This window comes from Streptomyces sp. P6-2-1 (assembly GCF_050613165.1).
Lineage (GTDB): Bacteria > Actinomycetota > Actinomycetes > Streptomycetales > Streptomycetaceae > Streptomyces.
In genome coordinates, this window is record NZ_CP192513.1 from 6,776,231 (window position 1) to 6,799,254 (window position 23,024).

General features: G+C 73.1%; 21 protein-coding genes. 15 read left to right on the plus strand and 6 right to left on the minus strand.

The features are described from left to right. Window positions 1-55 precede the first annotated feature (55 nt). A complete protein-coding gene (gene pgm / locus ACQYWQ_RS28525; protein WP_431038663.1) occupies window positions 56-1,696 on the minus strand; it encodes a phosphoglucomutase (alpha-D-glucose-1,6-bisphosphate-dependent) in 1,641 nt (546 codons plus the stop codon). Between the two features lie 174 nt (window positions 1,697-1,870). On the opposite strand from pgm, the gene ACQYWQ_RS28530 reads away from it, so the two are divergent. Together ACQYWQ_RS28530 and ACQYWQ_RS28535 are read left to right on the plus strand one after the other, a co-directional pair. Then, the gene (locus ACQYWQ_RS28530) at window positions 1,871-2,332 is read left to right on the plus strand and encodes an MSMEG_6728 family protein (RefSeq protein ID WP_431038665.1); all 462 of its coding nucleotides are present in this window, start codon (window positions 1,871-1,873) and stop codon (window positions 2,330-2,332) included. Between the two features lie 62 nt (window positions 2,333-2,394). After that, complete coding sequence (locus ACQYWQ_RS28535) at window positions 2,395-3,339, plus strand: D-2-hydroxyacid dehydrogenase family protein (protein WP_431038666.1); 945 nt, start codon at window positions 2,395-2,397, stop codon at window positions 3,337-3,339. A gap of 212 nt (window positions 3,340-3,551) precedes the next feature. Here ACQYWQ_RS28535 and ACQYWQ_RS28540 read toward each other — a convergent pair whose 3' ends face one another. Beyond that, window positions 3,552-3,974 carry a GvpL/GvpF family gas vesicle protein gene (locus ACQYWQ_RS28540; protein ID WP_431038668.1) on the minus strand — a complete coding sequence of 141 codons (423 nt, stop codon included), beginning with the start codon at window positions 3,972-3,974 and terminating at the stop codon, window positions 3,552-3,554. 172 nt (window positions 3,975-4,146) lie between these two features. Continuing rightward, window positions 4,147-4,485: a tetratricopeptide repeat protein gene (locus tag ACQYWQ_RS28545; protein ID WP_431039389.1), complete on the minus strand. Its 339-nt coding sequence runs from the start codon at window positions 4,483-4,485 to the stop codon at window positions 4,147-4,149. A gap of 189 nt (window positions 4,486-4,674) precedes the next feature. On the opposite strand from ACQYWQ_RS28545, the gene ACQYWQ_RS28550 reads away from it, so the two are divergent. Together ACQYWQ_RS28550 and ACQYWQ_RS28555 are read left to right on the plus strand one after the other, a co-directional pair. Then, window positions 4,675-5,265, plus strand: coding sequence for a TetR/AcrR family transcriptional regulator (locus ACQYWQ_RS28550; protein ID WP_431039390.1), 591 nt, complete (start codon window positions 4,675-4,677; stop codon window positions 5,263-5,265). A gap of 283 nt (window positions 5,266-5,548) precedes the next feature. After that, entirely contained in the window at window positions 5,549-7,177 is a 1,629-nt protein-coding gene (locus tag ACQYWQ_RS28555) for an ABC-F family ATP-binding cassette domain-containing protein (protein ID WP_431038670.1), read from the plus strand. 51 nt (window positions 7,178-7,228) lie between these two features. On the opposite strand, the gene ACQYWQ_RS28560 is transcribed toward ACQYWQ_RS28555, so the two are convergent. Further along, window positions 7,229-8,773, minus strand: coding sequence for an aromatic amino acid ammonia-lyase (locus ACQYWQ_RS28560; RefSeq protein WP_431038672.1), 1,545 nt, complete (start codon window positions 8,771-8,773; stop codon window positions 7,229-7,231). A gap of 200 nt (window positions 8,774-8,973) precedes the next feature. Here ACQYWQ_RS28560 and ACQYWQ_RS28565 point away from each other — a divergent pair, with 200 nt between their 5' ends. From ACQYWQ_RS28565 to ACQYWQ_RS28590, 6 genes are all read left to right on the plus strand, one after another. Continuing rightward, window positions 8,974-10,305, plus strand: coding sequence for an MFS transporter (locus ACQYWQ_RS28565; protein WP_431038674.1), 1,332 nt, complete (start codon window positions 8,974-8,976; stop codon window positions 10,303-10,305). Between the two features lie 310 nt (window positions 10,306-10,615). Beyond that, window positions 10,616-12,226, plus strand: coding sequence for an ABC transporter substrate-binding protein (locus ACQYWQ_RS28570; protein WP_431038676.1), 1,611 nt, complete (start codon window positions 10,616-10,618; stop codon window positions 12,224-12,226). Next, complete coding sequence (locus ACQYWQ_RS28575; protein ID WP_431038677.1) at window positions 12,223-13,197, plus strand: ABC transporter permease; 975 nt, start codon at window positions 12,223-12,225, stop codon at window positions 13,195-13,197. Before ACQYWQ_RS28570 ends, ACQYWQ_RS28575 begins: the two co-directional genes overlap by 4 nt. Continuing rightward, complete coding sequence (locus tag ACQYWQ_RS28580; RefSeq protein WP_431038679.1) at window positions 13,194-14,102, plus strand: ABC transporter permease; 909 nt, start codon at window positions 13,194-13,196, stop codon at window positions 14,100-14,102. Before ACQYWQ_RS28575 ends, ACQYWQ_RS28580 begins: the two co-directional genes overlap by 4 nt. Further along, complete coding sequence (locus tag ACQYWQ_RS28585) at window positions 14,099-15,157, plus strand: ABC transporter ATP-binding protein (RefSeq protein WP_431038680.1); 1,059 nt, start codon at window positions 14,099-14,101, stop codon at window positions 15,155-15,157. Before ACQYWQ_RS28580 ends, ACQYWQ_RS28585 begins: the two co-directional genes overlap by 4 nt. Beyond that, window positions 15,154-16,161 carry an ABC transporter ATP-binding protein gene (locus ACQYWQ_RS28590; protein ID WP_431038682.1) on the plus strand — a complete coding sequence of 336 codons (1,008 nt, stop codon included), beginning with the start codon at window positions 15,154-15,156 and terminating at the stop codon, window positions 16,159-16,161. The genes ACQYWQ_RS28585 and ACQYWQ_RS28590 overlap by 4 nt, the downstream gene beginning before the upstream one ends. 214 nt (window positions 16,162-16,375) lie before the next feature. Here the strand turns inward: ACQYWQ_RS28590 and ACQYWQ_RS28595 are convergent, their stop codons facing one another. Then, the gene (locus tag ACQYWQ_RS28595; RefSeq protein WP_431038684.1) at window positions 16,376-17,587 is read right to left on the minus strand and encodes an amidohydrolase family protein; all 1,212 of its coding nucleotides are present in this window, start codon (window positions 17,585-17,587) and stop codon (window positions 16,376-16,378) included. 71 nt (window positions 17,588-17,658) lie between these two features. Then, complete coding sequence (locus ACQYWQ_RS28600) at window positions 17,659-18,330, minus strand: GntR family transcriptional regulator (protein WP_431038685.1); 672 nt, start codon at window positions 18,328-18,330, stop codon at window positions 17,659-17,661. 358 nt (window positions 18,331-18,688) lie between these two features. Between ACQYWQ_RS28600 and ACQYWQ_RS28605 the strand changes: the two genes are divergently transcribed. From ACQYWQ_RS28605 to ACQYWQ_RS28625, 5 genes are all read left to right on the plus strand, one after another. Next, window positions 18,689-19,222, plus strand: coding sequence for a ferritin-like domain-containing protein (locus tag ACQYWQ_RS28605; protein WP_431038687.1), 534 nt, complete (start codon window positions 18,689-18,691; stop codon window positions 19,220-19,222). A gap of 115 nt (window positions 19,223-19,337) precedes the next feature. After that, complete coding sequence (locus ACQYWQ_RS28610) at window positions 19,338-20,372, plus strand: SPFH domain-containing protein (protein WP_431038688.1); 1,035 nt, start codon at window positions 19,338-19,340, stop codon at window positions 20,370-20,372. Continuing rightward, entirely contained in the window at window positions 20,369-21,265 is an 897-nt protein-coding gene (locus tag ACQYWQ_RS28615) for a hypothetical protein (protein ID WP_431038689.1), read from the plus strand. The genes ACQYWQ_RS28610 and ACQYWQ_RS28615 overlap by 4 nt, the downstream gene beginning before the upstream one ends. Before the next feature lie 135 nt (window positions 21,266-21,400). Continuing rightward, entirely contained in the window at window positions 21,401-22,324 is a 924-nt protein-coding gene (locus ACQYWQ_RS28620) for an NADP-dependent oxidoreductase (RefSeq protein WP_431038691.1), read from the plus strand. An 80-nt stretch (window positions 22,325-22,404) separates the two neighbouring features. Next, entirely contained in the window at window positions 22,405-23,016 is a 612-nt protein-coding gene (locus ACQYWQ_RS28625) for a hypothetical protein (RefSeq protein ID WP_431038692.1), read from the plus strand. Window positions 23,017-23,024 lie beyond the last annotated feature (8 nt).

Below are 23,024 nucleotides of genomic sequence, written 5' to 3' on the forward strand. Positions count from 1 at the left end.
CTTCAGGGCCTCCCCGACGCTCCCTCCACCCGCACGCCCCTCTCGCCCCTTCCTCTCACCCCTTCAGCGCGTCCCCCACGACCCCCTTCGCCTCCTCCTGCACCAGCTCCAGGTGCCGCGGGCCCCGGAAGGACTCCGCGTAGATCTTGTAGACGTCCTCGGTGCCGCTCGGGCGGGCGGCGAACCACGCGTTCTCGGTCGTGACCTTGATGCCGCCGAGCGGCGCGCCGTTGCCGGGGGCCTCGGTGAGGACGGCGGTGACGGGCTCGCCCGCGAGGGTGTCCGCGGTGATCTGCGCGGGCGAGAGCTTGGCGAGCACCGCCTTCTGCTCGCGCGTCGCGGGCGCGTCGATACGGGCGTAGGCGGGGTCGCCGAAACGGGCCGTCAGCTCCGCGTACCGCTCCGAGGGCGTCTGCTGGGTGACGGCGAGGATCTCGGAGGCGAGGAGGGCGAGGAGGATGCCGTCCTTGTCGGTCGTCCACACCGAGCCGTCCTTGCGCAGGAACGAGGCGCCCGCCGACTCCTCGCCGCCGAAGCCGAGCGAGCCGTCGAGCAGCCCGTCCACGAACCACTTGAAGCCGACGGGAACCTCTACGAGCCGCCGCCCCAGCTCGCCCGCGACGCGGTCGATCATCGACGAGGACACGAGCGTCTTGCCGATCCCCGCGGTGGCGGACCACTTCGGGCGGTGCGCGTAGAGGTAGCCGATCGCGACGGCGAGGTAGTGGTTGGGGTTCATGAGCCCCGCGTCGGGCGTGACGATGCCGTGCCGGTCCGCGTCCGCGTCGTTGCCCGTCGCGAGGTGGTAGCGGTCGCGCTGTGCGATGAGCGAGGCCATCGCGTGCGGCGAGGAGCAGTCCATGCGGATCTTGCCGTCCCAGTCGAGCGTCATGAAGCGCCAGGTGGGATCGGTGTGCGGGTTGACGACCGTCAGGTCGAGCCCGTGCCGCTCCGCGATGCGTCCCCAGTACGCGACCGACGCGCCCCCGAGCGGGTCGGCGCCGATGCGCACGCCCGCGGCCCGTACCGCCTCCAGGTCCACGACCGTCGGCAAATCCTCGACGTAGGAGCCGAGGAAGTCGTAGCGCTCCGTCGTCTCCGCGGCGAGCGCGCGCGTGTACGGGACGCGCCGGACGTCCTTCATGCCGTCGGCGATGATCCGGTTGGCGCGCTCCTGGACCCAGCCGGTCGCCTCGGAGCCCGCCGGACCGCCGCTCGGCGGGTTGTACTTGAATCCGCCGTCCGCGGGCGGGTTGTGCGAGGGCGTCACGACGACGCCGTCCGCGAGATCGCGGTCACGGCCCTTGTTCCACCGAAGGATCGCGTGCGAGACGGCGGGGGTCGGCGTGTAGCCGTCGTCCGCGTCGATCAGCACGCGTACCTCGTTCGCCGCGAACACTTCGAGCGCGGTGACCCGCGCGGGCTCCGAGAGCGCGTGCGTGTCGGCGCCCAGGAAGAGCGGCCCCGTAGTGCCCTGGCGGGCCCGGTACTCGCAGATGGCCTGGCTCGTCGCCGCGATGTGGTCCTCGTTGAAGGCCGTGTTCAGTGCGGAACCGCGGTGCCCCGAGGTCCCGAAGGCGACCTTCTGGTCCGCGTCGGCGGGGTCCGGGTGGAGGGCGTAGTAGGCCGTCACCAGTGCGGGGATGTCGGTCAGGTCCTCGGGCAGCGCGGGCTGTCCGGCTCTCTCGTGGGGCATGTGCCACTCCTCGTCGTGGTCAGGACACGGTCGCAAGTGCGCGGGTTCGCTACGGAGACGGTCCGCCCCCATCATTCAGCGTCGCGCCCCACCCCCGCACCTGCCCCGCCCGCGCCCGGGCGACGCGCCCCCCGCCGGAGTGTGGGCGAGGGCACCACGCGGTAGGAACGCCGCATGCAGACCTTCCTGCCCTTTTCCGGCTTCGCGGACACCGCCGGCGTCCTCGACCGGCGCCGCCTCGGCAAGCAGCGCGTCGAGACGCTCCAGGTGCTGCGCGGAATCACCGTCCCGGGCTACGGCTGGCGCCACCACCCGGCGGTGGCCATGTGGCGCGGCTACGAGGAGGCGCTCGTACGGTACGGGCTCGCCATGTGCGCGGCCTGGACGGCGCTCGGCTTCGCCGACACCGTCGCCGCTTCCCTGCGCGGCGACCTCGCCGCCTCCCGCGACCTCCGCCGGGTGCGTACCCAGCCCGTCCTGGCCCGCGCGGGCGAACTGCCCCCGTGGCTCGGGGACCCCGCCTTCCACCTGAGCCACCGCTCCGCCCTCGTGCGCAAGGACCCGGGCCACTACGCGCCGCTCTTCCCCGGTGTCCCCGGCGACCTCCCCTACGTGTGGCCCGAGTCGGACCGTTGACCCGCGCGCGGACCCCGGCCGTAGGGTGAACGCGACCACCGGCACCGAGGGAAGGAACACCCGTGCGCATCGCCGTCCTCGACGACTACCAGCACGTCGCCCACCGCTACGCGGACTGGGCGGCGCTCGGCGGCGACGTGGAGTTCCTGCACGAGCACCTCGCGGCGACCGAGGACGTCGTCGCCGCGCTCGCCGAAGCGGACGTGGTCGTCGCGATGCGCGAGCGGACGCCCTTCACCCGCGAACGCCTCGCCCGGCTGCCGAAGTTGCGGCTGCTCGTCACCACGGGCATGGCCAACGCGTCCATCGACCTCGAAGCCGCCCGCGAGATGGGCGTCACCGTGTGCGGCACGCAGAGCCCGGTATCGGCGACACCCGAGCTGACGTGGGGGCTGATCCTCTCGCTCGTACGGCAGATCCCCGCGGAGGCCGCGGGGATGCGCGCGGGGGAGTGGCAGCACACGGTGGGCGGGGACCTGGACGGGCGCGTCCTCGGGGTCGTCGGGCTCGGGCGGCTCGGCGCACGCGTCGCCGCGATCGGCCGTGCCTTCGGGATGCGCGTCCTCGCCTGGAGCGAGCACCTCGACCCCGAGCACGCCCGCTCCCTCGGCGCCGAGCCCGTCACCAAGCGGGAACTCTTCACCACGGCGGACGTCGTGACGGTGCACTACAAGCTGAGCCCGCGCTCTGCCGGGATCGTGGGCGCCGACGAACTCTCCTGGATGCGGCGCTCCGCGTATCTCGTCAACACCTCGCGCGGCCCGCTCGTCGACACGGCGGCGCTCGTCACCGCGCTCCAGGAGGGCCGTATCGCCGGTGCGGGCATCGACGTCTACGACATCGAGCCCCTGCCGCGGGACCACCCGCTGCGCACCGCGCCCCGCACGGTCCTCACCCCGCACATCGGCTACGTCACCGAAGGCACGTACGAGGTCTTCTACGCCCAGGCGGCCGAGGCCGTACGGGCCTGGGCCGAGGGGACGCCCGTGCGGGTGCTCGCGGGCTGAGGGGGACGCCCGTGCGGGTGCTCGCGGGCTGAGGGGGACGCCTGTACGGGTGCTCGCGGGCTGAGGCAGCGGTCAGCGCGGGCACCCGCGCGGTGCCCTGCGGCCGGGCAGGCGCGGGGGCGCGGGCCGGGGCGCGGGGGCGGGCGCCCGTTCCGGGAGCGCGGTGCCGGGGCGTGACCCGGGCGGACTGCCGTCCGGTGCCGCGGGGCCGTTCACGGCCGCTTGCGTCCGAGCGTGTCCCGTTCCACCAGGGCCGTGGCGCGGCCCGCGCCCGTCACGCGGTGCAGGGCGGCGCCGAAGCGCTCCTCCTGCTCCTCCAGGGCCGCGCGGGCCCGGACGTCGTTGGCGTAGCAGGTGCCGACGGGAAGGGCCACGGTCGGCGCGGTCGCCCCGGCGGCGTGGACGAGTTCGCGGTGCAGCCTGCCGAGCGGTTCGAGCAGCTCGGGGGCGAGGAGCCGGCGCAGCGCCGCCGGGCCGCCGAGGGCCCGCAGCGGCACGTCCTGCACGACGGCGACGAGCGCGCCGAAGGGCAGCAGCCGCACCATCGCGCCTTCGGGGTGCCCGGTCAGGTGCACATCGCCGCCGCAGCGGCGGACCGCGTAGACGTAGGTGGCCATGTCGGGGGCGGCGCTCATGAGGTCCTCCTCGGCGAAAGGGCGCGTGCGCTTTCGCCTCCCCACCCTGCCGAGCGCGCGGTGCCCCCGCCCGAGGTGGTGGACCGAACGAGGGCCGGGCACGCACCGTGACGGTGCCTGCCCGGCCGTCGAAGACGCCGCGTGACCCCTCGGTCGCGGCCGGTCGGCGACCTCACTCGCTCTCGGTCATCGCGGCCGCGAGCCGCAGGTAGGGGGCCGCTTCGGCGTCCCTGCCCTGGCGCTCAAGGGTGCGGCCGAGCAGGAGGGTCGCATAGGACTCGACGGGGTCGCGGTCGAGGATCGCCCGCAGCTCCGTCTCGGCGCGGCCCAGCTGCGCCGAGTGGTAGTAGGCGCGGGCGAGCAGCAGCCGCGCCGCGGTGTGCCCAGGGGCCTCGGCCACGAGTCCGCGCAGGATGCGCACGGCGGTCGTGTACTCCTTCGCCTCGAAGAACATCCCGGCCCGGTCCCAGCGGTCCGCGGGGGTGCCGAACTCGAAGTACGTGTCCTCCACCGGTGCCTCCCGTGCTGCGGCGACGGCCTGTCCGTCGGGCACCCTGTGCAACGGGGAGAGGTGGTTGAACATTCCACCAAGCGAAGAAAAGGTGAACGACACCGTATCGTTTCTTTACTTTCCCTTGGTAAGCTCGCCCGCGGTCCGATGGGCGGTGCGAAGGTGCACGGGAAAGGCGCGGTGATGGCGGTGGCGGGCGAGGTCAGGTCCGGCAGGCTCGGGCCCGGTCGCGCCGAGGAGCTGTACCACGCCGTCGTGGACCTGCTCACCGAGCAGGGGTACGGGGCGCTCACGATGGACGCGGTCGCCTCGCGCGTGCACATGAGCAAGGCCACTCTCTACCGGCAGTGGGGCGGCAAGGACGGGCTCGTGGCGAGCGCGCTGAAGCACTTCGTCACCCCCATCAGCCAGGACATCCCCGACACCGGAAGCCTGCGTGGGGACCTCGATGCCTTCGTCGACAGCTTCGACGACGAGGAGACCGCCCGCAGGGCCAGCCTCATGCGCGGCATCGGACAGGCCGCGCACGCGGACGCCGCGCTGGAGGCCGCCCTGCGCGAACTCATCGTCGAGCCCTGCCGCCGCTACTTCTCGCCGATGCTCCGCCGCGCGATGGCGCGCGGCGAACTCGCACCCGAGAACGCGGCGGTGGACTACGTGGTGCACATGATCCTCGGCGGCGTCCTGGCCCCGGAGCTCATGGAGGGCCGCATGGTGACGCAGGCGGGCCTGCGGCGGTACGTGCACGCGGTGGTGCTGCCCGCGCTCGGGGCGGCCTGAATCATGCCCACGGCCCGGGTGAAGGGCCGGTGGAAAGCGGGAGCGCCCCCGCGTGCCGTCCTGTTACGGTGGACGCAGGACTTGTCTCCCGTAAGGAGCGGAACAGTGGTGGGTGACGACGACATCTCCGGGTGATACCCGGCGTGTCAGGCCACCGGCAGGCGCACGAGGCGCCGCCGTCGTGGCCCCCTGAGCGTCCCCTTTCCCCCTCAGTGGTACGAGTCCGGATACCGCACGGCGTACCGGCCCCTCGTCCCGCGCGCACCCGTGAGGTCCGCCCTTCATGTCCGACGCCTACGTCGTCAGCTCCGCCCTGTCCTTCTCCTGGCCGGACGAGACCCCCGTCTTCGACCGGCTCTCCTTCACCGTGCCCGGCGGCCGTACCGGTCTCGTCGCGCCCAACGGCAGCGGCAAGAGCACGCTCCTGCGGCTCATCACCGGGGAACTCGCTCCCACCTCGGGCTCCGTGACGGTCAACGGCACCCTCGGCCACCTGCCCCAGACCCTCCCGCTCGCCACCGGTCCCACCGTCGCCGAGGTGCTCGGCGTGGCCGGGGTGATCGCCGCGATCGACGCGGTGGAGCGCGGTGACGTGGACGAGGAGCACTTCACCACCATCGGTGAGGACTGGGACATCGAGGAGCGCACCCGCGCCGAGCTGGACCGGCTCGGTCTCGGCCACCTCGCCCTTGACCAGGGCCTGGAGAGCCTGAGCGGCGGGCAGATCGTCACGCTCGGTCTCGCGGCACAGCTCATCGCCCGCCCCGACGTCCTCCTGCTCGACGAACCCACCAACAACCTCGACCTCGAAGCGCGCCACCGCCTCTACGGAGTCGTCGACGACTGGCGCGGCTGCCTGCTCGTCGTGAGCCACGATCGCGGGCTGCTCGACCGCATGGACCGGATCGCCGAGCTGGAGCGCGGCGAACTGCGGTACTACGGAGGCAACTTCGCCGCGTACGAGGAAGCGGTGAGCGCCGAGCGCGAGGTCGCGGAGAAGAACGTGCGCCACGCGGAGGCCGAACTCAAGCGCGAGAAGCGCGAGATGCAGCAGGCGCGCGAGCGCGCCGAGCGCAAGGCGAGCAACGCGGCGCGCACCATCAAGAACGCCGGGCTGCCCAAGATCCTCGCGGGCGCCCGGCAGCGCAAGGCCCAGGAATCGGCGGGCAAGGCGGGGAACACGCATGCCGACCGGCTCGGCGAGGCGCGGGCCAGGCTCGACGAGGCCGGGCGCGCGGTACGGGACGACACACGCCTCGTGCTCGACCTGCCGGGCACCGAGGTGCCTGCCGGGCGCACCCTCTTCGACGCCACGGGGCTGCGGCTGCGGGAGCTGTTCGCGGGCGAGGGCGTGGACCTGTCCGTGCGCGGCCCCGAGCGCATCGCGCTGACCGGGCCCAACGGGGCGGGGAAGTCCACGCTGCTGCGGATCATCACGGGGCAGCTCACGCCGGACGCGGGGGAGCTGCGCCGCGCGGACGGGCGGGTCGCGTACCTCTCGCAGCGGCTCGACCTCCTCGACCCCGCGCTGAGCGTCGCGGACAACCTCGCCGCCTTCGCGCCGACGATGCCGGAGGCGGACCGGATGAACCTGCTCGCGCGGTTCCTCTTCCGGGGCCAGGGCGCGCACCTGAAGGCCGGGGACCTCTCCGGCGGCGAACTCCTGCGCGCGACGCTCGCGTGCGTCCTGAGCGCCGAACCGGCCCCGCACCTGCTCCTGCTCGACGAACCCACCAACAACCTGGACCTCGTGAGCGTCGGCCAGCTGGAGAGTGCCCTGACCTCCTACCGCGGTGCCTTCCTCGTCGTCAGCCACGACGAGCGCTTCCTCACGGAGATCGGGGTCACGCGGTACCTGCGGCTCGCGAAGGGGGAGTTGCGCGAGGTAGCGGCCCCGGAAGCGGGGGAATGAGGAGGTGCGGTGGCCGGTCCCCTGACCGGTCACCGCACCCGTGACAGGCCGTCACCACTCCGCGAGCCGGTCCATCAGCCCCTCCGCGAGCGTCACGTCGGCGGTCAAAGGACGGTCCCTGGGATCGGCCGGAAGGGTGTCCAGAGCGAGCGCGAGGGCCCGTGCCGCCGGGGTCCCCGGTGCCGGTGCGCGCCCGCTCATCCGCAATGCCCGTACAGCGGCGACCAGTTCGCAGCCGAGCACGTGCCGCAGCAGCGGGGGGACCCGCAGCGACTGCGCGGCGGAGAGCGAGGCGAAGCCGGCCTGCTCCTCGACGCCGCGCGAGAGCACGACGTGGCCGAGGCTCGCCGGCTGGGCGAGGGCCTGCGTCTCTGCGACTGCCGCGGCCGCCGCGTACTCCAGGATCATGACGCCCGACGAAGCGCTCGCCGTGTCGCCGAGGAAGGGCCGCAGCCCTGTGAAGGCGGGCTCGCAGAGCGCGGCGAGGCGCGCGGCGGAGGAGCGGGCGACGGGCAGGAGTGCGAGGCGGAAGGAGTCGAGCGCGAGACCGAGCTGGCCCGCGTAGAAGTTGCCGTGGTGGTAGACGGCTCCGTCCCCCGCGCTGATCAGCGGGTTCTCGGCGGCGGCCGACAGCTCCACGGCGAGCACCGCGTCGAGCGTGTCGGCGGCGTCGTAGGCGGGGCCGAGCGTCTGGGGCAGGCAGCGGAAGGCGAAGGGGTCCTGGATACGGCCCGTGGGCGGCGCCGGTCGCGCGGGGAGCCCGAGCCAATCGCGTATCCGCGCCGAGGCGAGGAGCTGGCCCCGGTAGGGGCGCGCCGCGGCGACCGGGGCGGCGAAGGGCTCCGCCGAGCCGTCCACGGCGAGGAGCGAGAGCGCGGCGATCCCGTTGGCCGCCCGCAGGAGCGTGCGCGACTCCTCCAGGGCGAGGCACGCGCGCCCGACCGCGAGCGCGTTGGAGCTGATGAGGGCGAGCGCGTCGTTCGAGTCGAGTGGCATGGGGCGCGGCGGGGTGCCGCCCTCCCAGGCGCCCTCGCCGGTGAGGGCGAGGCCGAGCTGGGCGAGCGGGCCGAGGTCGCCGGTGCCGACGCCGCCGTAGGTGTGCAGGACGGGCGTGGCGCCGCCGCGCAGCGCCTCGGTGAGCGCGACGACGACACGCGGGTCGAGCCCCGCGCCCCCGGCGAGGAGCTGCTGCGCGCGCACGGTGAGCAGGGCACGTGCCTCGCGGGCGGGGACGCGGGGGCCGATCGCCCCGGCGTGGCTGCGCAGCAACCGCGCTCCGTGGTCCGCGTCGTGCACCTCGGCGGTGCGGTTGGCGCCCACACCCGTCGAACGCCCGTACACGCGGCCCGAGGCCGCCAGCTCGCGGGCCGCGTGCCAGGCGTGACGGGCGGGGGCCAGCTCGGCGGGCGTGAGCCGTGCGGGACGCGCTCCGTCCACGATGCGGACGACGTCGGCGGCGCGCGGCGCGAGCCCCTGCCCCGGCCCGCTCTCCTCCTCCGGGACCGGCTTCCGGCCGGTGAAGGGGAGGGGGCCGCATGGAGTGGCGGCGGGCGGCGCACCGCGGAACGGGGACACGGAGACGGGATTCTCAGCCATGACACGCGGCTTTCGGGCACGGGGGAACGAGGCGACCGGGGCGGCTGCGGAGTATCCACACCCGGCCGCCACCGACTCTGCACGAGGAACGGAGTCCGTATCAAGGGAGGTGGGAGAAGTTTTTGTGCATCTCTATTCAATAAGCGGTGTCTCGAATACGGTCATTCGCATCCCCAACGGCAGGCGAGGTGTTCCCTCCGATGACGAAGACGGCCGAACGCGCCACCACTCCCACCCCCCTCGCGCCCTCCCTGGACGAGGCGCCCCTGCGCCCCTTCCACCTCAGGGTCACGGCGACGACCTTCGGTGCCAACTTCTCCGACGGCTACGCGCTCGGCATGATCGGCGCCGTGCTCGCGACACTCACCGACGGCTGGCACCTCTCCGGTGTCTGGCAGGGCCTCCTCGGCGCCTCCGCGCTCATCGGCCTCTTCTTCGGTTCCCTCGTCCTCGGACGCGTCGGCGACCTCATCGGCCGTCAGCGCCTTTACGTGTGGAACTTCGTGCTCATCACGGCGGCCTCCGCGCTCCAGCTCTGGGCGGACGGCCCCGTCCTGCTCTTCGCGCTCCGCGTGCTCATCGGCTTCGGCCTCGGCGCCGACTACGCGGTCGGCCCCACGATGCTCTCCGAGTTCGTCCCGAGCCGGCTGCGCGGCGTCCTGCTCGGCGCGCTCACCGTGCTGTGGACGGTCGGCTACGTGGTGGCCGAGATCCTCGGCGCGGTGTGGGGCGGTGAGGAACACGCCGCGAAGGTGCTTCTCGCCACCGGCGCGCTGCCCGCGCTCCTCGTCCTGCTGCTCCGCATCGGCACCCCCGAGTCCCCGGCCTGGCTGCTGAGCCAGGGCCGCGCCGAGGAGGCCCGCGAGGTGGCGCGGCGTCACCTGCGCGCGGAGATCGGCCCGCAGGCCGAGAAGCCTCCCGTGCCGCGGGCGGCCTTCCGCGAGCTGTTCGCCCGGGGCCAGGCGGTCCGGACGTGGTTCGGCTTCGGCTTCTACAGCGCGCAGGTCCTGCCGTACTTCGCCATCTACACCTTCATGCCGGTCATCCTCGCGGCCATGAAGGTCTCCGACCCGGACGCGCAGAACATCACGCTGAGCCTCTTCCTGCTGCTCGGCGGTGTCGCCGGACTGTGGTTCGTGCAGCGGTGCGGGCGGCGCCCCTTCACGATCGTGACCTTCGGCGTGATGACGGTGGCCCTCGCCCTCATGGGGGCGCTCAGCCATGCGCCCGCCTGGGCGCTCATGACGCCCTTCCTGCTCTACACCTTCGTCATGGCGGGGGCGTCGAACATCACCCAGGTCTATCCGCCCGAGCTGTACCCGACGCACCTGCGCGCCACCGGCGTCGGATTCCTCAACGGCTCCAGCCGCATCGCCTCGGCCGCCGGCACCTTCGTGCTCCCGGTGAGCCTGGAGCACTTCGGGCTCAGCGTCTCCATGTACGGGCTCGCCGCCGTGCTCCTCGCCGGCATGGTTCTGTCCCTCCTCTGGGCCCCCGAGACGAAGGGCTCGGTCACGGCCGCCGCGCACTGAGCCCACCGAGTTCACGCCAGGCCTCGTACGCCCCGGTCCCCGCGCCCCCGTGCGCGGGGACCGGGGCGTTTCTTGTCCACATCGTGGATGGTGTGACGTTCGGTATACCAAGTCGGTCACGTCAGGGTGCGGCGTTGTGCGCTGCTTGCCCTCTCTTGGCCATTTTGACCAGGCAAGGTGTAGACGCGGGGAGGATGTTCAGAGGAAAAGGGGGCTTCCGTTATTCGGGGCTTGGTATACCGTTTCGCCTCAACGCGGATCGGATCGGTCCGTGAACCGCCCCCTGCTGTCCTGAAAGAGGTTCGGTTCCGTGCGTCGTATACCGGCCACTCTCGCGGTGCTCGCGCTCGCGACGGTCACCACCGCCTGCGGCACGCTCTCCCCTCCCGGCGAACAGTCCGTCGCCGAGGCCCGCCTCGTCGACGACCGCCCCGTCCGCGACGGCGGCACACTCACCATCGGGCTCAAGTCCGACCCCGACATGCTCGATCCGAGCCTCACGTCGACACTCGTCGCGCGCACCGTCTTCGCCTCGATGTGCGAACAGCTCTACGACGTCGACCAGCACAACAAGTTCGTCCCTCAGCTCGCCGACACGATGCCCGTGCTCACCGACGGCGGCAAGACCTTCACCTTCACCGTGCGCCGCGACGCACGCTTCAGCGACGGCACTCCGCTCGACGCCGCGGCCGTGAAGACCTCGCTCGACCGGCACCTGCACCTCAAGGGCTCGGGACGCGCCTCCGAGATCGACTCGGTCCGCGAGGTCACCACGCCCGGCAAGTACACGGTGCGGCTCCGCCTCAAGCACCCCGACACCCCGCTCCTCGGGCGTCTCGCCAACACCGCCGGGCTCATCATGTCGCCCACCGCGCTCAAGAAGTACGGCAAGAAGTTCGCCACGCACCCCTCGTGCGTCGGCCCCTTCAAGTACCACAAGCGCGTCATCGGCGACCGCATCGAACTGAAGAAGGACCCGCTCTACTACGACGCCGACAAGGTCCACCTCGACGGCGTGACCTACAAGACCATCACGGACGGCAACATCCGGATGGCCAACATCCGCTCGGGCGACGTGCAGATCGGCGACCAGATGGGCCCGGTCGAGGTCCGCTCCTCGCTCGGCGAGAAGGGCGTCCAACTCCTCAACACGCCCTCGCTCGGCTACATGGCGATGACCCTCAACGTCGGCAACACGCACGGCATCTCCGGCAAGCCGGGGACCGTGGACAGCCCCTTCGGGCGCGATGTGCGCGTCCGCGAGGCCCTCGACCTCTCGCTCGACCGCGACCTCATCAACACACTCGTCTTCCAGGGCATGTACGCCCCCGCCTGCGGCCCGGTCCCGCCCGGCACCCCGCTCAGCTCGCCGACGCCGTGCCCGAAGCGCGACATCCCGAAGGCGAAGCGGCTCCTCAAGGCGGCCGGGGTCACGACGCCCGTCCCGCTGGAACTCATGATCAACACGACGCCCGAGGACAACCGTCTCGGCCAGGTCATCCAGGCGATGGCCAAGGACGCGGGCTTCGACATCCGCCTGCGCCCCACCGAGTTCGCCACCGGGCTCAGCCGCACGCTCGCCGGTGACTTCCAGTCCCGTACCGGCGGCTGGGGCGGCCAGCCCGACCCGGCCGGGAACATCGACAGCCTCGTCGGTACCAGCGGCAGCAACAACCAGGGCAAGCTCTCCGACCCCACGATCGACCGCCTCATCGTCGAAGGCCGCTCCACGGCGGACACCGCGAAGCGGCGCGAGATCTACCGCAAGCTGACCGCCGCCATCAACAAGCAGCACAGCGTGCTCTACCTCTACCGCAACATCAGCTACGTGTCCGCGTCGACGGACGTGAGCGGCATCAAGCTCTCCGGTGACGGCCTCATCAAGGTCGAGGAAGCCGGCTACGTGAAGGGAAGCCGGTGAACCGCCTCCGCACCCTGCTCACCTCGTACCTCGCCCGCAGGCTCGGCATGTCGCTCGTGACGATGGTCCTCGTCTCGGTCGCCGTCTTCCTCGGCGTGCGCGCGATGCCGGGCGACACCGCCCAGGCCCTCGCGGGGGAGCAGACCTCGCCCGAGGTCCTCGCCTCCATCCGCCAGGAGTACGGCCTCGACGACAACATCGCCGTGCAGTACTGGAGGTACGTGACGCACGCCGTCACCGGCGACCTCGGCACCTCGGCCCGCACCGGGCTCCCCGTGCTCGACGCGATACGCGAAGCACTGCCCATCACCCTCGAACTCGCGGCACTCGCGCTGCTCCTCGCCGTCGTCGTCGGCATCGGCGCGGGCGTCCTCGCCGCCGTCCGCAAGGGCAAGCCCTCCGAGTGGCTCGCCAACGGCATCGCGCTGCTCGGCATGTCGGTGCCCTCCTTCTGGCTCGGCATCGTCCTCGTCCTCGCCTTCGCCATCGCGACCCCCGTCTTCGCCGCCTCCGGCTTCGTGCCCTTCGGCACCGACCCGCTGGAGAACCTGCGCCGCCTCGTGCTGCCCGCGATCGTCCTCGGCTCCGGACTCGCCGCCGTCGTGATGCGCCAGACCCGCGCCGCGATGCTCGACTCGCTCTCGGCCGACTACACCCGCACCGCCCGCGCCAAGGGACTGACCAGGCGGCAGGTGATCGGCGGGCACGCGCTGCGCAACTCGCTCGTCACCGTCGTCACCGTCCTCGGCCTGCAACTCGGACAGCTCATCTCCGGAGCCGTCGTCACCGAACAGGTCTTCGTCCTGCCCGGCTTCGGCAAGCTCACCATCGACGCGGTCTTCACCCGCGACTACGCGATGGTCCAGGGCGTCGTGCTCTTCACCTCGGCCGCCTACATCCTCGTCAACCTGCTCGTCGACTTCCTCTACTCCGTCGTCGACCCCCGTATCCGGCTCGGAGGTTCCCGATGACCACAGCCCCGACCACGGTGCGGGCCGTCCCCGCACCGCCCGCCACCCCGAGCGCCCCACGCCCCGGGCGCCTGCGCTCCGGCTGGAACCGGCTGCGCCGCAACCGGCTCGCCCTCACCGGCGCCGTCCTCGCGGCCCTCTTCGTCCTCGTCGCCCTCCTCAGCCACGTCATCGCCCCCTACGACCCGGCCAGGCCCGACTTCACCCGGGCCCTCGCCGAGCCGAGCTGGGCCCACTGGCTCGGCACCGACGACCTCGGCCGCGACCAGCTCTCGCGCGTCCTCGTCGGCGTCACCGCCTCCATGCAGGTCGGGGTGCTCGCCGTCGCGCTCGCCTTCGTCGTCGCCGTACCCCTCGGCCTCGTCGCCGGGTACTACGGGCGTGTCGCCGACTCCGTCGTCTCGCGGCTCACCGACACACTGCTCGCCTTCCCCTTCCTCGTCCTCGCCGTCGGACTCGCCGCGATCCTCGGCCCCTCGCTCAAGAACGCGACGATCGCCATCGGCATCTCGCAGATCCCCGCGATCATCCGCATCACGCGCGCCGAGACCCTGCGCCTCAAGAGCGCCGACTACGTGCAGGCGGCGATCGCCAACGGCGGCACCGACCGCGTGGTCCTCTTCCGGCACATCCTGCCCAACGCCTCCTCGGCGCTCATCGTCCAGGCCACGGTCGGCATCCCCTCCGCGATCATCGGCGAAGCGGTGCTCAGCTTCCTCGGCCTCGGCGTGCAACCGCCGTCGCCCTCGCTCGGCGTGATGCTCTCCTCGGCCCAGCCGTTCATCGCGCAGGCCCCCTGGATGGCCGTCTTCCCCGGCCTCGTCATCGTCCTCGCGACCCTCGCCTTCAACCTCCTCGGCGACGGAGTGCGCGACATCCTCGACCCCCGTGGAGGCTCCCGGTGACCGCAGCACCCACCGCGCCCGTCCCCGCGCCCACGCCCGTGCGGGAGGGCGAAGCGGTCCTCAGCGTCCGCGACCTCTCCGTCTCCTTCCGCGGCCACGACCGCACCGTGCACGCCGTCGACGGCCTCTCCTACGACGTCGCCCCGGGCGAAGTACTCGCCGTCGTCGGCGAGTCGGGCTGCGGCAAGTCCGTCACCTCGATGGCCGTCATGGGCCTGCTCCCGCCCACCGCGCACGTCACAGGATCGGTGCGCCTCGCCGGACAGGAACTGGTCGGGCTCTCCGAGAAGCGCCTCGCACGGCTGCGGGGCCAGGAGATGGCGATGATCTTCCAGGAGCCCATGACCTCGCTCAACCCGGTCCTCACCGTCGGCCGCCAGATCGGCGAAGTGCTCCGCAAGCACCAGGGCCTGGGCCGCCGTGAGGCACGCGAGCGCGCGATCGAACTCCTGGCCCTCGTCGGCATCCCCGCCCCCGCCAAGCGCGTGGACGAGTACCCGCACCAGCTCTCCGGCGGCATGCGCCAGCGCGTCATGATCGCCATCGCGGTGGCCTGCGACCCCGCCGTCCTCATCGCCGACGAACCCACCACCGCGCTCGACGTGACGGTGCAGGCCGGCATCCTCGACGTCCTGCGCAACCTGCGCGAACGCCTCGGCACCGCCATCGTCCTCATCACCCACGACCTCGGCGTCGTCGCCGACACCGCCGACCGCGTCCTCGTCATGTACGCGGGGCGCGCCGTCGAACAAGCCCCGGTCGACGAGCTGTACGAGCGGCCTGCCCACCCCTACACGCGCGGTCTCCTCGGCGCCGTCCTGCGCCCGGGACTGCGCGGAACGGACGGCAGGGCACGGCTCAACGAGATCCCCGGCATGGTCCCGGGCCTCGACGTGCAGCCCGACGCCTGCACCTTCGCCCCGCGCTGTGCCCTCGCCGACGACACCTGCACGGGCGGGCGCCCCGCCCTGCGCCTCATCGACGGCGCCCACCGGCTCGCCTGCCATCACCCGGCCCAGGCCGGTCCCCAGATCCCCGAGGGAGCCGCCCGATGACCTCCACCGAGCCCGTACTCGAAGTCCGCGGCCTCCAGCGGCACTTCACCGCCGCCAAGGGCACCGTCCGCGCCGTCGACGGCGTTTCGCTGACCATCGGCCCCGGCGAAGTCGTCGGCCTCGTCGGCGAGTCGGGCAGCGGCAAGTCCACCGTCGGACGCTGCGTCGTCCGCCTCGACCAGCCGACAGGCGGCACGGTACGCGTCAACGGCACCGACGTGACGAACCTGTCGCGGCGTGCCCTGCGGCCCCTGCGCAAGGACTTCCACCTCGTCTTCCAGGACCCCTCCTCCTCGCTCGACCCGCGCATGAGCGTGCGGCAGATCATCGCGGAGCCGCTGCGCCTGCACCGCCTCGCGGACCGCAAGGGCGCGGCCGAGAAGGCCGACGCGCTCCTCGCGCAGGTCGGGCTGCGGCCCGAACTCGGGGACCGGAGCCCGCACGAACTCTCCGGCGGCCAGCGCCAGCGCGTCTCGATCGCCCGCGCGCTCTCCGTCGACCCGAGCCTCCTCGTCGCCGACGAGCCGACGTCGGCGCTCGACGTGTCCGTGCAGGCCGCCGTGCTCAACCTGCTCGCCGACCTCCAGCGCGAGCGCGGCTTCGGCTGCCTCTTCATCACGCACGATCTCGCCGCCGTCGAGTACCTCGCCGATCGCATCGCGGTCATGTACCTCGGCCGGATCGTCGAACAGGCCCCGACCGCCGAGCTGTTCGCCGCGCCCAAGCACCCGTACACGCAGTCGCTCCTCTCGGCGGCCCCGGTGCCGGACCCCGAGGAGCAGCGCACGCGCGAGCGGATCGTGCTCGGCGGCGACCTGCCGAGCCCGCTCGACCCGCCCCCGGGCTGCCACTTCCACACCCGCTGCCCGCTCGCCACCGACCGCTGCCGTACCGAGTCGCCCGCCCTGCGCACCCTGCCGGGCACCACCCGAGAGGTCGCCTGCCACCTCGTCACGGACGACGGCACGGCGCCCGACGCGACCCGCGCGCGGGCCGCCGCCTGACCGCACAAGCCACCGCGCCCGTCCTCCCGCGCTGTCCGGGAGGGCGGGCGCGGTCGTCCGCGCGGGGGCGGGACGGCACGCGCGGGGTGTTCCCGTACGTGGGGGGCCTGCCCGTACGTACGTGGGGTGTCGTACCTGCCGACGGGCGCGCGTACGCCGGAAGCCGGTCACCGCGAGGGTGACCGGCTCCCGGCTACGTACGTGTGCGGTGTGCTCAGCCCACCAGCTCCAGGCCGTCGGCCACGACGCGTCCCGCGCGCAGGACCGTGCGGTCCTCGCCGCGGTCCATGACCGCCGAAGCGACCGTCTCGCCGCCGAGCAGCAGCAGGTCGGCCGGGTCGCCGACGGCGAGCCCCGGGCGGTCCGCCGTGGACGCGAGGCGCGGCACCGCGGGGTCGATGACAGTGGCGCCGCCCCACGTGGCGACGGCCATGCAGTGCTCGATCAGCTCGTCCTTGCGGTAGCGGTTCGTGAAGGCGAGCTGCCACGTACGGTCGAGCATGTCCGCGTTGCCGTACGGGGACCAGTAGTCGCGCTGTCCGTCCTCACCGAGCCCGACGCGCACCCCGGCCTCCGTGAGGCCCGCGAGCGGGAGGGCGTGCAGTTGCTGCGCCGGGGCGATCGTCGCCATCGAGATGTCCAGCTCGGCGAACTCCTCGGTCAGGCGCCGTGTCGTCGCCTCGTCCACCGCGCCCAGCTCGTAGGCGTGCGAGAGCGTCACCTTGCCCTGCATCCCGAGCGCGCGCACCCGCTCCAGGATCAGGTCGACGCTGAACACGCCGAGGTGGCCGGGCTCGTGCAGGTGGATGTCGACGGGCGCCCGGTGGCGCTCGGCGAGGCCGAAGACGATGTCGAGGTGCTTGACCGGGTCGCGGTCGAGCGTGCACGGGTCGATGCCGCCGACGACGGCGGCGCCCGAGGCGAGCGCCTGGTCCATCAGCTCGGGCACGCCCTTCTCGCGCAGCAGACCGGCCTGCGGGAAGGCCATGATCTCGACCTCGCAGCGCTCCTTGTGCGCCTCCTTCGCCGCGAGGACGCCCTCGAAGCGCTCCAGGCCGCTGTCCGCGTCGATCTGCGCGTAGCTGCGCACCCGCGTCGTGCCGCGCGCGATCATCAGGCCGAGCGCGTGGGTGGCGCGCTCGGCGACGCCGCCGTCCTCGCGCCAGTGGGCGCGGTCGTTCATGGTGAGGCCCCAGACCCCCGGGGTGCCGGTGTGCGGCCGGAAGGGCAGGCCGAGCCGGTTCGAGTCGAGGTGGCAGTGCACGTCGGAGAAGGACGGCAGGGCGAGCCGGCCGCGTCCCGCGACGACGTCGTCCGTGCCGGTGGCGCGGGACGGGTCGTGCGGGTGGAGCGCCGTTATCGCGCCGTCCGCGATCTCGATGTCCTGGGCGTCGCCGCCCCAGGGGCGGACGTTGCTGATGAGCATGGGGTCCTCGGGGTGTGAAGGTGGTGCGGGTGGTTCCCCCGTCCCGTGCGCAGGGGCGCGGGACGGGACGCTCACTCGGCCGGAAGGATGCGGGCGAGTGTGTCGAGAGAGGGGCGGCGGCCGCGTTCGATGTGCGCGTACGCGACGGCGCCGGCGAGGTCCGCGTTGCCCGCGCGGATGGCGGCGAGCAGATCGCGGTGCTCGGCGCACTGCACGGCGGGGTCGAGATTGCCGGTGAGGGTGAAGACCCACTGCATGAGGCCGAGCGAGGGCTGAAGGGCGGTCTGGAGGAGCCTGTTGCCCGTCATCGCGACGATGCCCGCGTGCAGGGCGGTGTTGGCGGCGGGGATCTCGGAGACGACCCCGCGCCGTGTCACGTCCTCCGCGTTCTCCATCAGTTCCCGCACCCGTCCCGCCGCGGGGCCCTCGGGGTCGGCCTCGGCGGCGCGCCGGGCGGCGAAGACCTCCAGGCTCAGGCGCAGGTCGAAGAGTTCGGTGACGTCGCGCAGCGAGAGCCGCCGTACGGAGGCGCCCCGGCGGGGCGAGAGCTCCACGAGCCCTTCGGCGGCGAGCCGCGTCAGCGCCTCGCGCACCGGGATGCGCGAGAAACCGAGGGCGTCGGAGAGTTCGCGCTCGCGCAGCCTGGCACCCGGCGGGTACGTACCGTCGAGCACCCGCGTGCGGATGGTGCGTTCGGCGTGCGCGACGTGCGAGTCGCCCGCGTCGGGCGGCGGCGTGCTCATGGCCTGCCCGGGGCGTGCCACCGACGGCGGGACCTGTGCATGGGACCTCCAGCCTCGCGGCCCGCCTCCAGGGCCGGCCGACACGCGATCAAGACGGCCGCGAGCCTAGCAGCCTGGCATACCAAAGCGGAATGCGTGCAGGGGTATTGCCCAGAAAACTGGCGATTTGCCGCGCACGGAATCCTTCTTCGGCATGGTGAAGGTATACCGATCGGGGTGCCTCCCGCAGGGTGACGCGTGTCCGCCATCGGTTGCGTACGCGGGGCGCCGCCGGGTGGCGCGGCGCGCGGCGCGGTACGGATCGCACGCGCGCACCTCAGCGTCCCCGATCGTCCACGAGCACCGCAGGGAGTACCGGATGGCCAACCAGTTCGAGATCGACGTCACCAGAATCCGCGAACAGGCGCGCAAGCACATGACGGAGGGGCCCGTCACCAAGACCTACGACGCCGACCGTGCGCGGATCATCGAGATCCTCAACGACGTCGTCGCGACCGAGGTGGTGTGCTTCCTGCGCTACTCGCAGAACGCCATCGCCGCCACCGGGATCGATCGCGCCCAGGTCGCCGCGCAGTTCCGTGAGCACGCGGGCGAGGAGTTGCAGCACGCGCTGCGCGCCGCCGAGCGCATCAGCCAGCTCGGCGCCCAGCCCGATCTGGACCCCGGGTCGCTCGTGAAGCGTTCGCAGACCGAGTACGTCACCGCCGAGGACCGCGATCTCCAGAAGATGCTGCGCGAGAACCTCGTCGCCGAACGGATCGTCATCACGACGTACCAGGAGATCATCCGGTGGGTGGGGGACGGCGATCCGACCACGCGCCGCCTCATGGAGTCGATCCTCGAAGAGGAGGAGGACCACGCCGACGACCTCAACGACCTGCTGGCCGGCTGAGCGGTCCTGTCACCACCCCCCCTTGTCGTCGCCTTGACGAGAAGGGGGGTGGTCGCGTACGTTCACTCCCAGGAACGAATCTCGTCAAATTGACGAGAAGTGAGGGAGGGGCGTCATGGCCGACATCAGCAAGCGTCTCGGCAGGCGGCACCTGCGCGGCACGTCGAGCGCCTGGGTACGCCACCACCGCGCGGGGAAGCTCGCCCACGAGGGCACGGGCCTCAGCTTCTGGTTCCGTCCGCTCACCGCCGCGCTCAGCGAGGTCCCCGTCGACGACCGCGAACTCGCCGTCACCATCCACGCCCGCACCGCCGACTTCCAGGACCTCGCGGTGCAGTCCACGCTGACCTACCGCATCGCCGACCCCGTCCGCGCGGCCGAGCGCATCGACTTCTCGCTCGACCCCGACACCGGTACGTGGCGCAGCGCCCCGCTCGACCAGCTCGCCGGGCTCCTGACCGAGACCGCCCAGCAGCACGCCGCCGAGGTCCTCGCCTCGACCCCGCTCGCCACCGCCCTCACCGAGGGCGTCGCCGCCGTGCACGCCCGCGTCACCGAAGGTCTCGCCGCGGAGCCCAGGCTGCCCGCGACCGGCGTCGAGGTCGTCGCCCTGCGCATCGTCGCGCTGCGCCCCGAGCCCGAGGTCGAACGCGCCCTGCGCACCCCCACCCGCGAGCGCGTCCAGCAGGAAGCCGACCGCGCCACGTACGAGCGCCGCGCCGTCGCGGTCGAACGCGAACGCGCCATCGCCGAGAACGAACTCGCGAGCAAGGTCGAACTCGCCCGCCGCGAGGAGCGACTTGTCGACCAGCGCGGCACCAACGCCCGCCGCGCCGCCGAGGAGGAGGCGGCGGCCGACGCCGTGCGCGCGGAGGCCGAGGCGGCCCGTACGGTGCGCCTCGCCGAGGCCGAGGCGACGCGCGCCAGGCGGCTCGCCGACGCGGAGGCGGAGGCCCTGCGCACGAGCGGCGAGGCCCGCGCCGCCGCGCGCGCCGCCTGGCTCCGCGTCCACGAGGACACCGCGCCCGCGACCCTGCACGCCCTGAGCATCGACCGCGCAGCCGAACAGCTGCCCCGCGTCGAACGCGTCACCGTCACGCCCGACACCGTCGCCGACCTCCTCGCCAAGCTCACCGGGCCGCGCTCGTGAGCCTCGCCCCCCGCGTCGTCCTCGTCCACCGCGTCAGCGAGTACGAGGAACTCCTCGCCCGCCACGGCACGCACGGCCAGGCGGCCTTCGTCCTCGGCGGTCGCGGCGACGACATCGACACGCTCGCCGCCCGCCACCGCGCGACCCGCGAGGCCCTCACCGCCATCGCCGCGCGCATCCCGCTCACCTGGCGCCAGGCCCGCGTCGAGCGCGCCGACCTCGACCGCTTCCTCTTCGCCCCCGAGGACATCGTCGTCGTCGCCGGGCAGGACGGCCTCGTCGCCAATGTCGCGCAGTACCTGCACGGCCAGCCCGTCGTCGGCATCGACACCGACCCCGGGCGCAACCCCGGCGTGCTCGTGCGCCACCGCCCGGCCGACGCCCCGGCGCTCCTGCGCGCCGCCGCGGGACCGCGCGTCACGACCGAGGACCTCACGATGGCCGAGGGCGTCACCGACGACGGGCGCACCCTCCTCGCGCTCAACGAGATCTACGTCGGCTCGGCGGGCCACCGCACCGCGCGCTACCGCCTGCGCCCCGGCGCGGAGGAGACCGAGGAGACGCAGGCCAGCTCGGGCGTCCTCGTGGGCACGGGGACGGGGGCGGGCGGCTGGCTGCGCTCGCTGTGGCACGAGCGCGGGGCCGCCCTGCCCCTGCCCGGCGCGACCGAGGACCGCCTTCTCTGGTACGTGCGCGAGGCATGGCCCTCCCCGGCCACCGGCGTCCAGCGCGTCGCGGGCCTCCTCGCGGAGCGCGCCCGCCTCACCGTCACCGTCGAGTCCGACCACCTCGTCGCCTTCGCGGACGGCATGGAGTCCGACGCGCTCGACCTGACGTGGGGCCAGCGCCTGCGGGCGGGGGTGAGCGAGCGGAGGCTGCGCCTCGTGGTGTGAGGGAGTACGGAGTCCGCGGGCACCCGTATGGCCGAAAGTCGTCCCCGCCGGTGGAATGCCGGGCCCGTGAGCGCTGTTGGTGGCCCACTGCCGGGACCCGCTCGGGTCGTCGGCTGTCGCACGCGTGGAGGACTCATGAGCAAGGCGGTTCGCTTCGACGAGTACGGCGGGACCGACGTCCTGGAGGTGCGGGACGTGCCGGTGCCGGTACCCGCGGCAGGCGAGGTCCTGGTGCGGGTGCGGGCGGCGGGGATCAACCCGGGTGAGGCGAAGATCCGCGAGGGGCAGGCGCACGAGCGGTGGCCGGCCACGTTTCCCTCGGGGCAGGGGAGCGACCTCGCGGGGGTCGTCGAGTCCACGGGCGGCGACGTGAGCGGGTTCGCGCCCGGCGACGAGGTCCTCGGCTACACCTACGCCCGCGCCGCGCAGGCCACGTACGCCACCGTGCCCGCCGGTCAGCTCGTGCCGAAGCCGCCGGAGCTGGCGTTCGACATCGCCGGTTCCCTCTTCATCGCCGGGACGACGGCGTACGCGGCGGTGCGGGCCGTCGCCCCCGGTGAGGGCGAGACGGTCGTCGTGGCGGGCGCTGCGGGCGGTGTCGGCGTCGTCGCCGTACAGCTCGCGCGGCGGCACGGCGCCCGCGTCATCGGCCTCGCGAGCGAGCGCCACCACGAGTGGCTGCGCGCGCACGGCGTCGAGCCCCTCGTGTACGGCGAGGGCGTCGCCGAGCGGATCAGGGAGACGGCCGGGCCGCGGGGAGTCGCCGCCTTCATCGATCTCGTGGGGGACGGCTACGTGGCACTCGCCCTCGATCTCGGCGTCGCCCCCGAACGTGTCGACACCGTCGTGGACTTCGCCGCCGCCGAGAAGTACGGCGTCCGCGCCGACGGCGGCATGGCGGCGGACGACGCCCCCACGATCTCCGCGCTCGCCGACCTCGTCGCACGCGGCGAGCTGGACATCCCGATCGCCGCGCGCTACCCGCTCGACGAGGTCCGCGCGGCGTACACCGAGCTGGGCCGGGGGCACACGCGCGGGAAGATCGTGCTCCTGCCCTGAGCGAAGCGGCCGCAAGCGTTCCGCCACCACCGAAGGGGGATATCCACGAGGGGAGTCGACCGGGAGAAGGGGCGGGGGAGATGGCGGCGTTCGCGGTGTCGGTGGTGGCGGTCCTGGTCTCCCTCGCCTCCCTCGGCATCGCCTACTCGTCGGGGCGGCGCGCCCGCATGCCGGTGCTCCAGTTCATGTGGGGCAACGGACCCGGCGGCGGGACGACCCGGCCGGTGTGGTGGCTCGTCAACGTGGGAACGGGCCCCGCCACCAACGTCGTGGTCGCCCAGGCGGAGCGCACCGCCCTCACTCGGGGCCTCAAGGGCGAGGAGTGGTTCAACCCCGTCCTCGTCGCTCCGGTCCCGGCCGGCGGACGGCTGCCGCTCAGCTGGCTCGACGCCCGCCAGGGCGGTCTCGGCGCGAGTTACACCGACGCGGAGAAGCACTTCTACACGACCAAGTGCGGCGACGACCTGTCGATGTTCTTCGTCGGTCTGCACCTGCCCCGCTGGCCCCTGCTGCGATTCAACGGCGGCAAGGTGGTGCGCACGTGGTGGCACGTCGCCGACGACCCGGCGCCGCGCTGGTCGGCCGCCGACGTGAGCCACGTGCGCCGACGCTGGTGGCTCCCGCACCGCTTCGGCATCAGCCGCCGCCTCGGCGGCTGGGCCGACCCGGTGCGCACCTACCGCGCGCAGTGAGGAGCGCG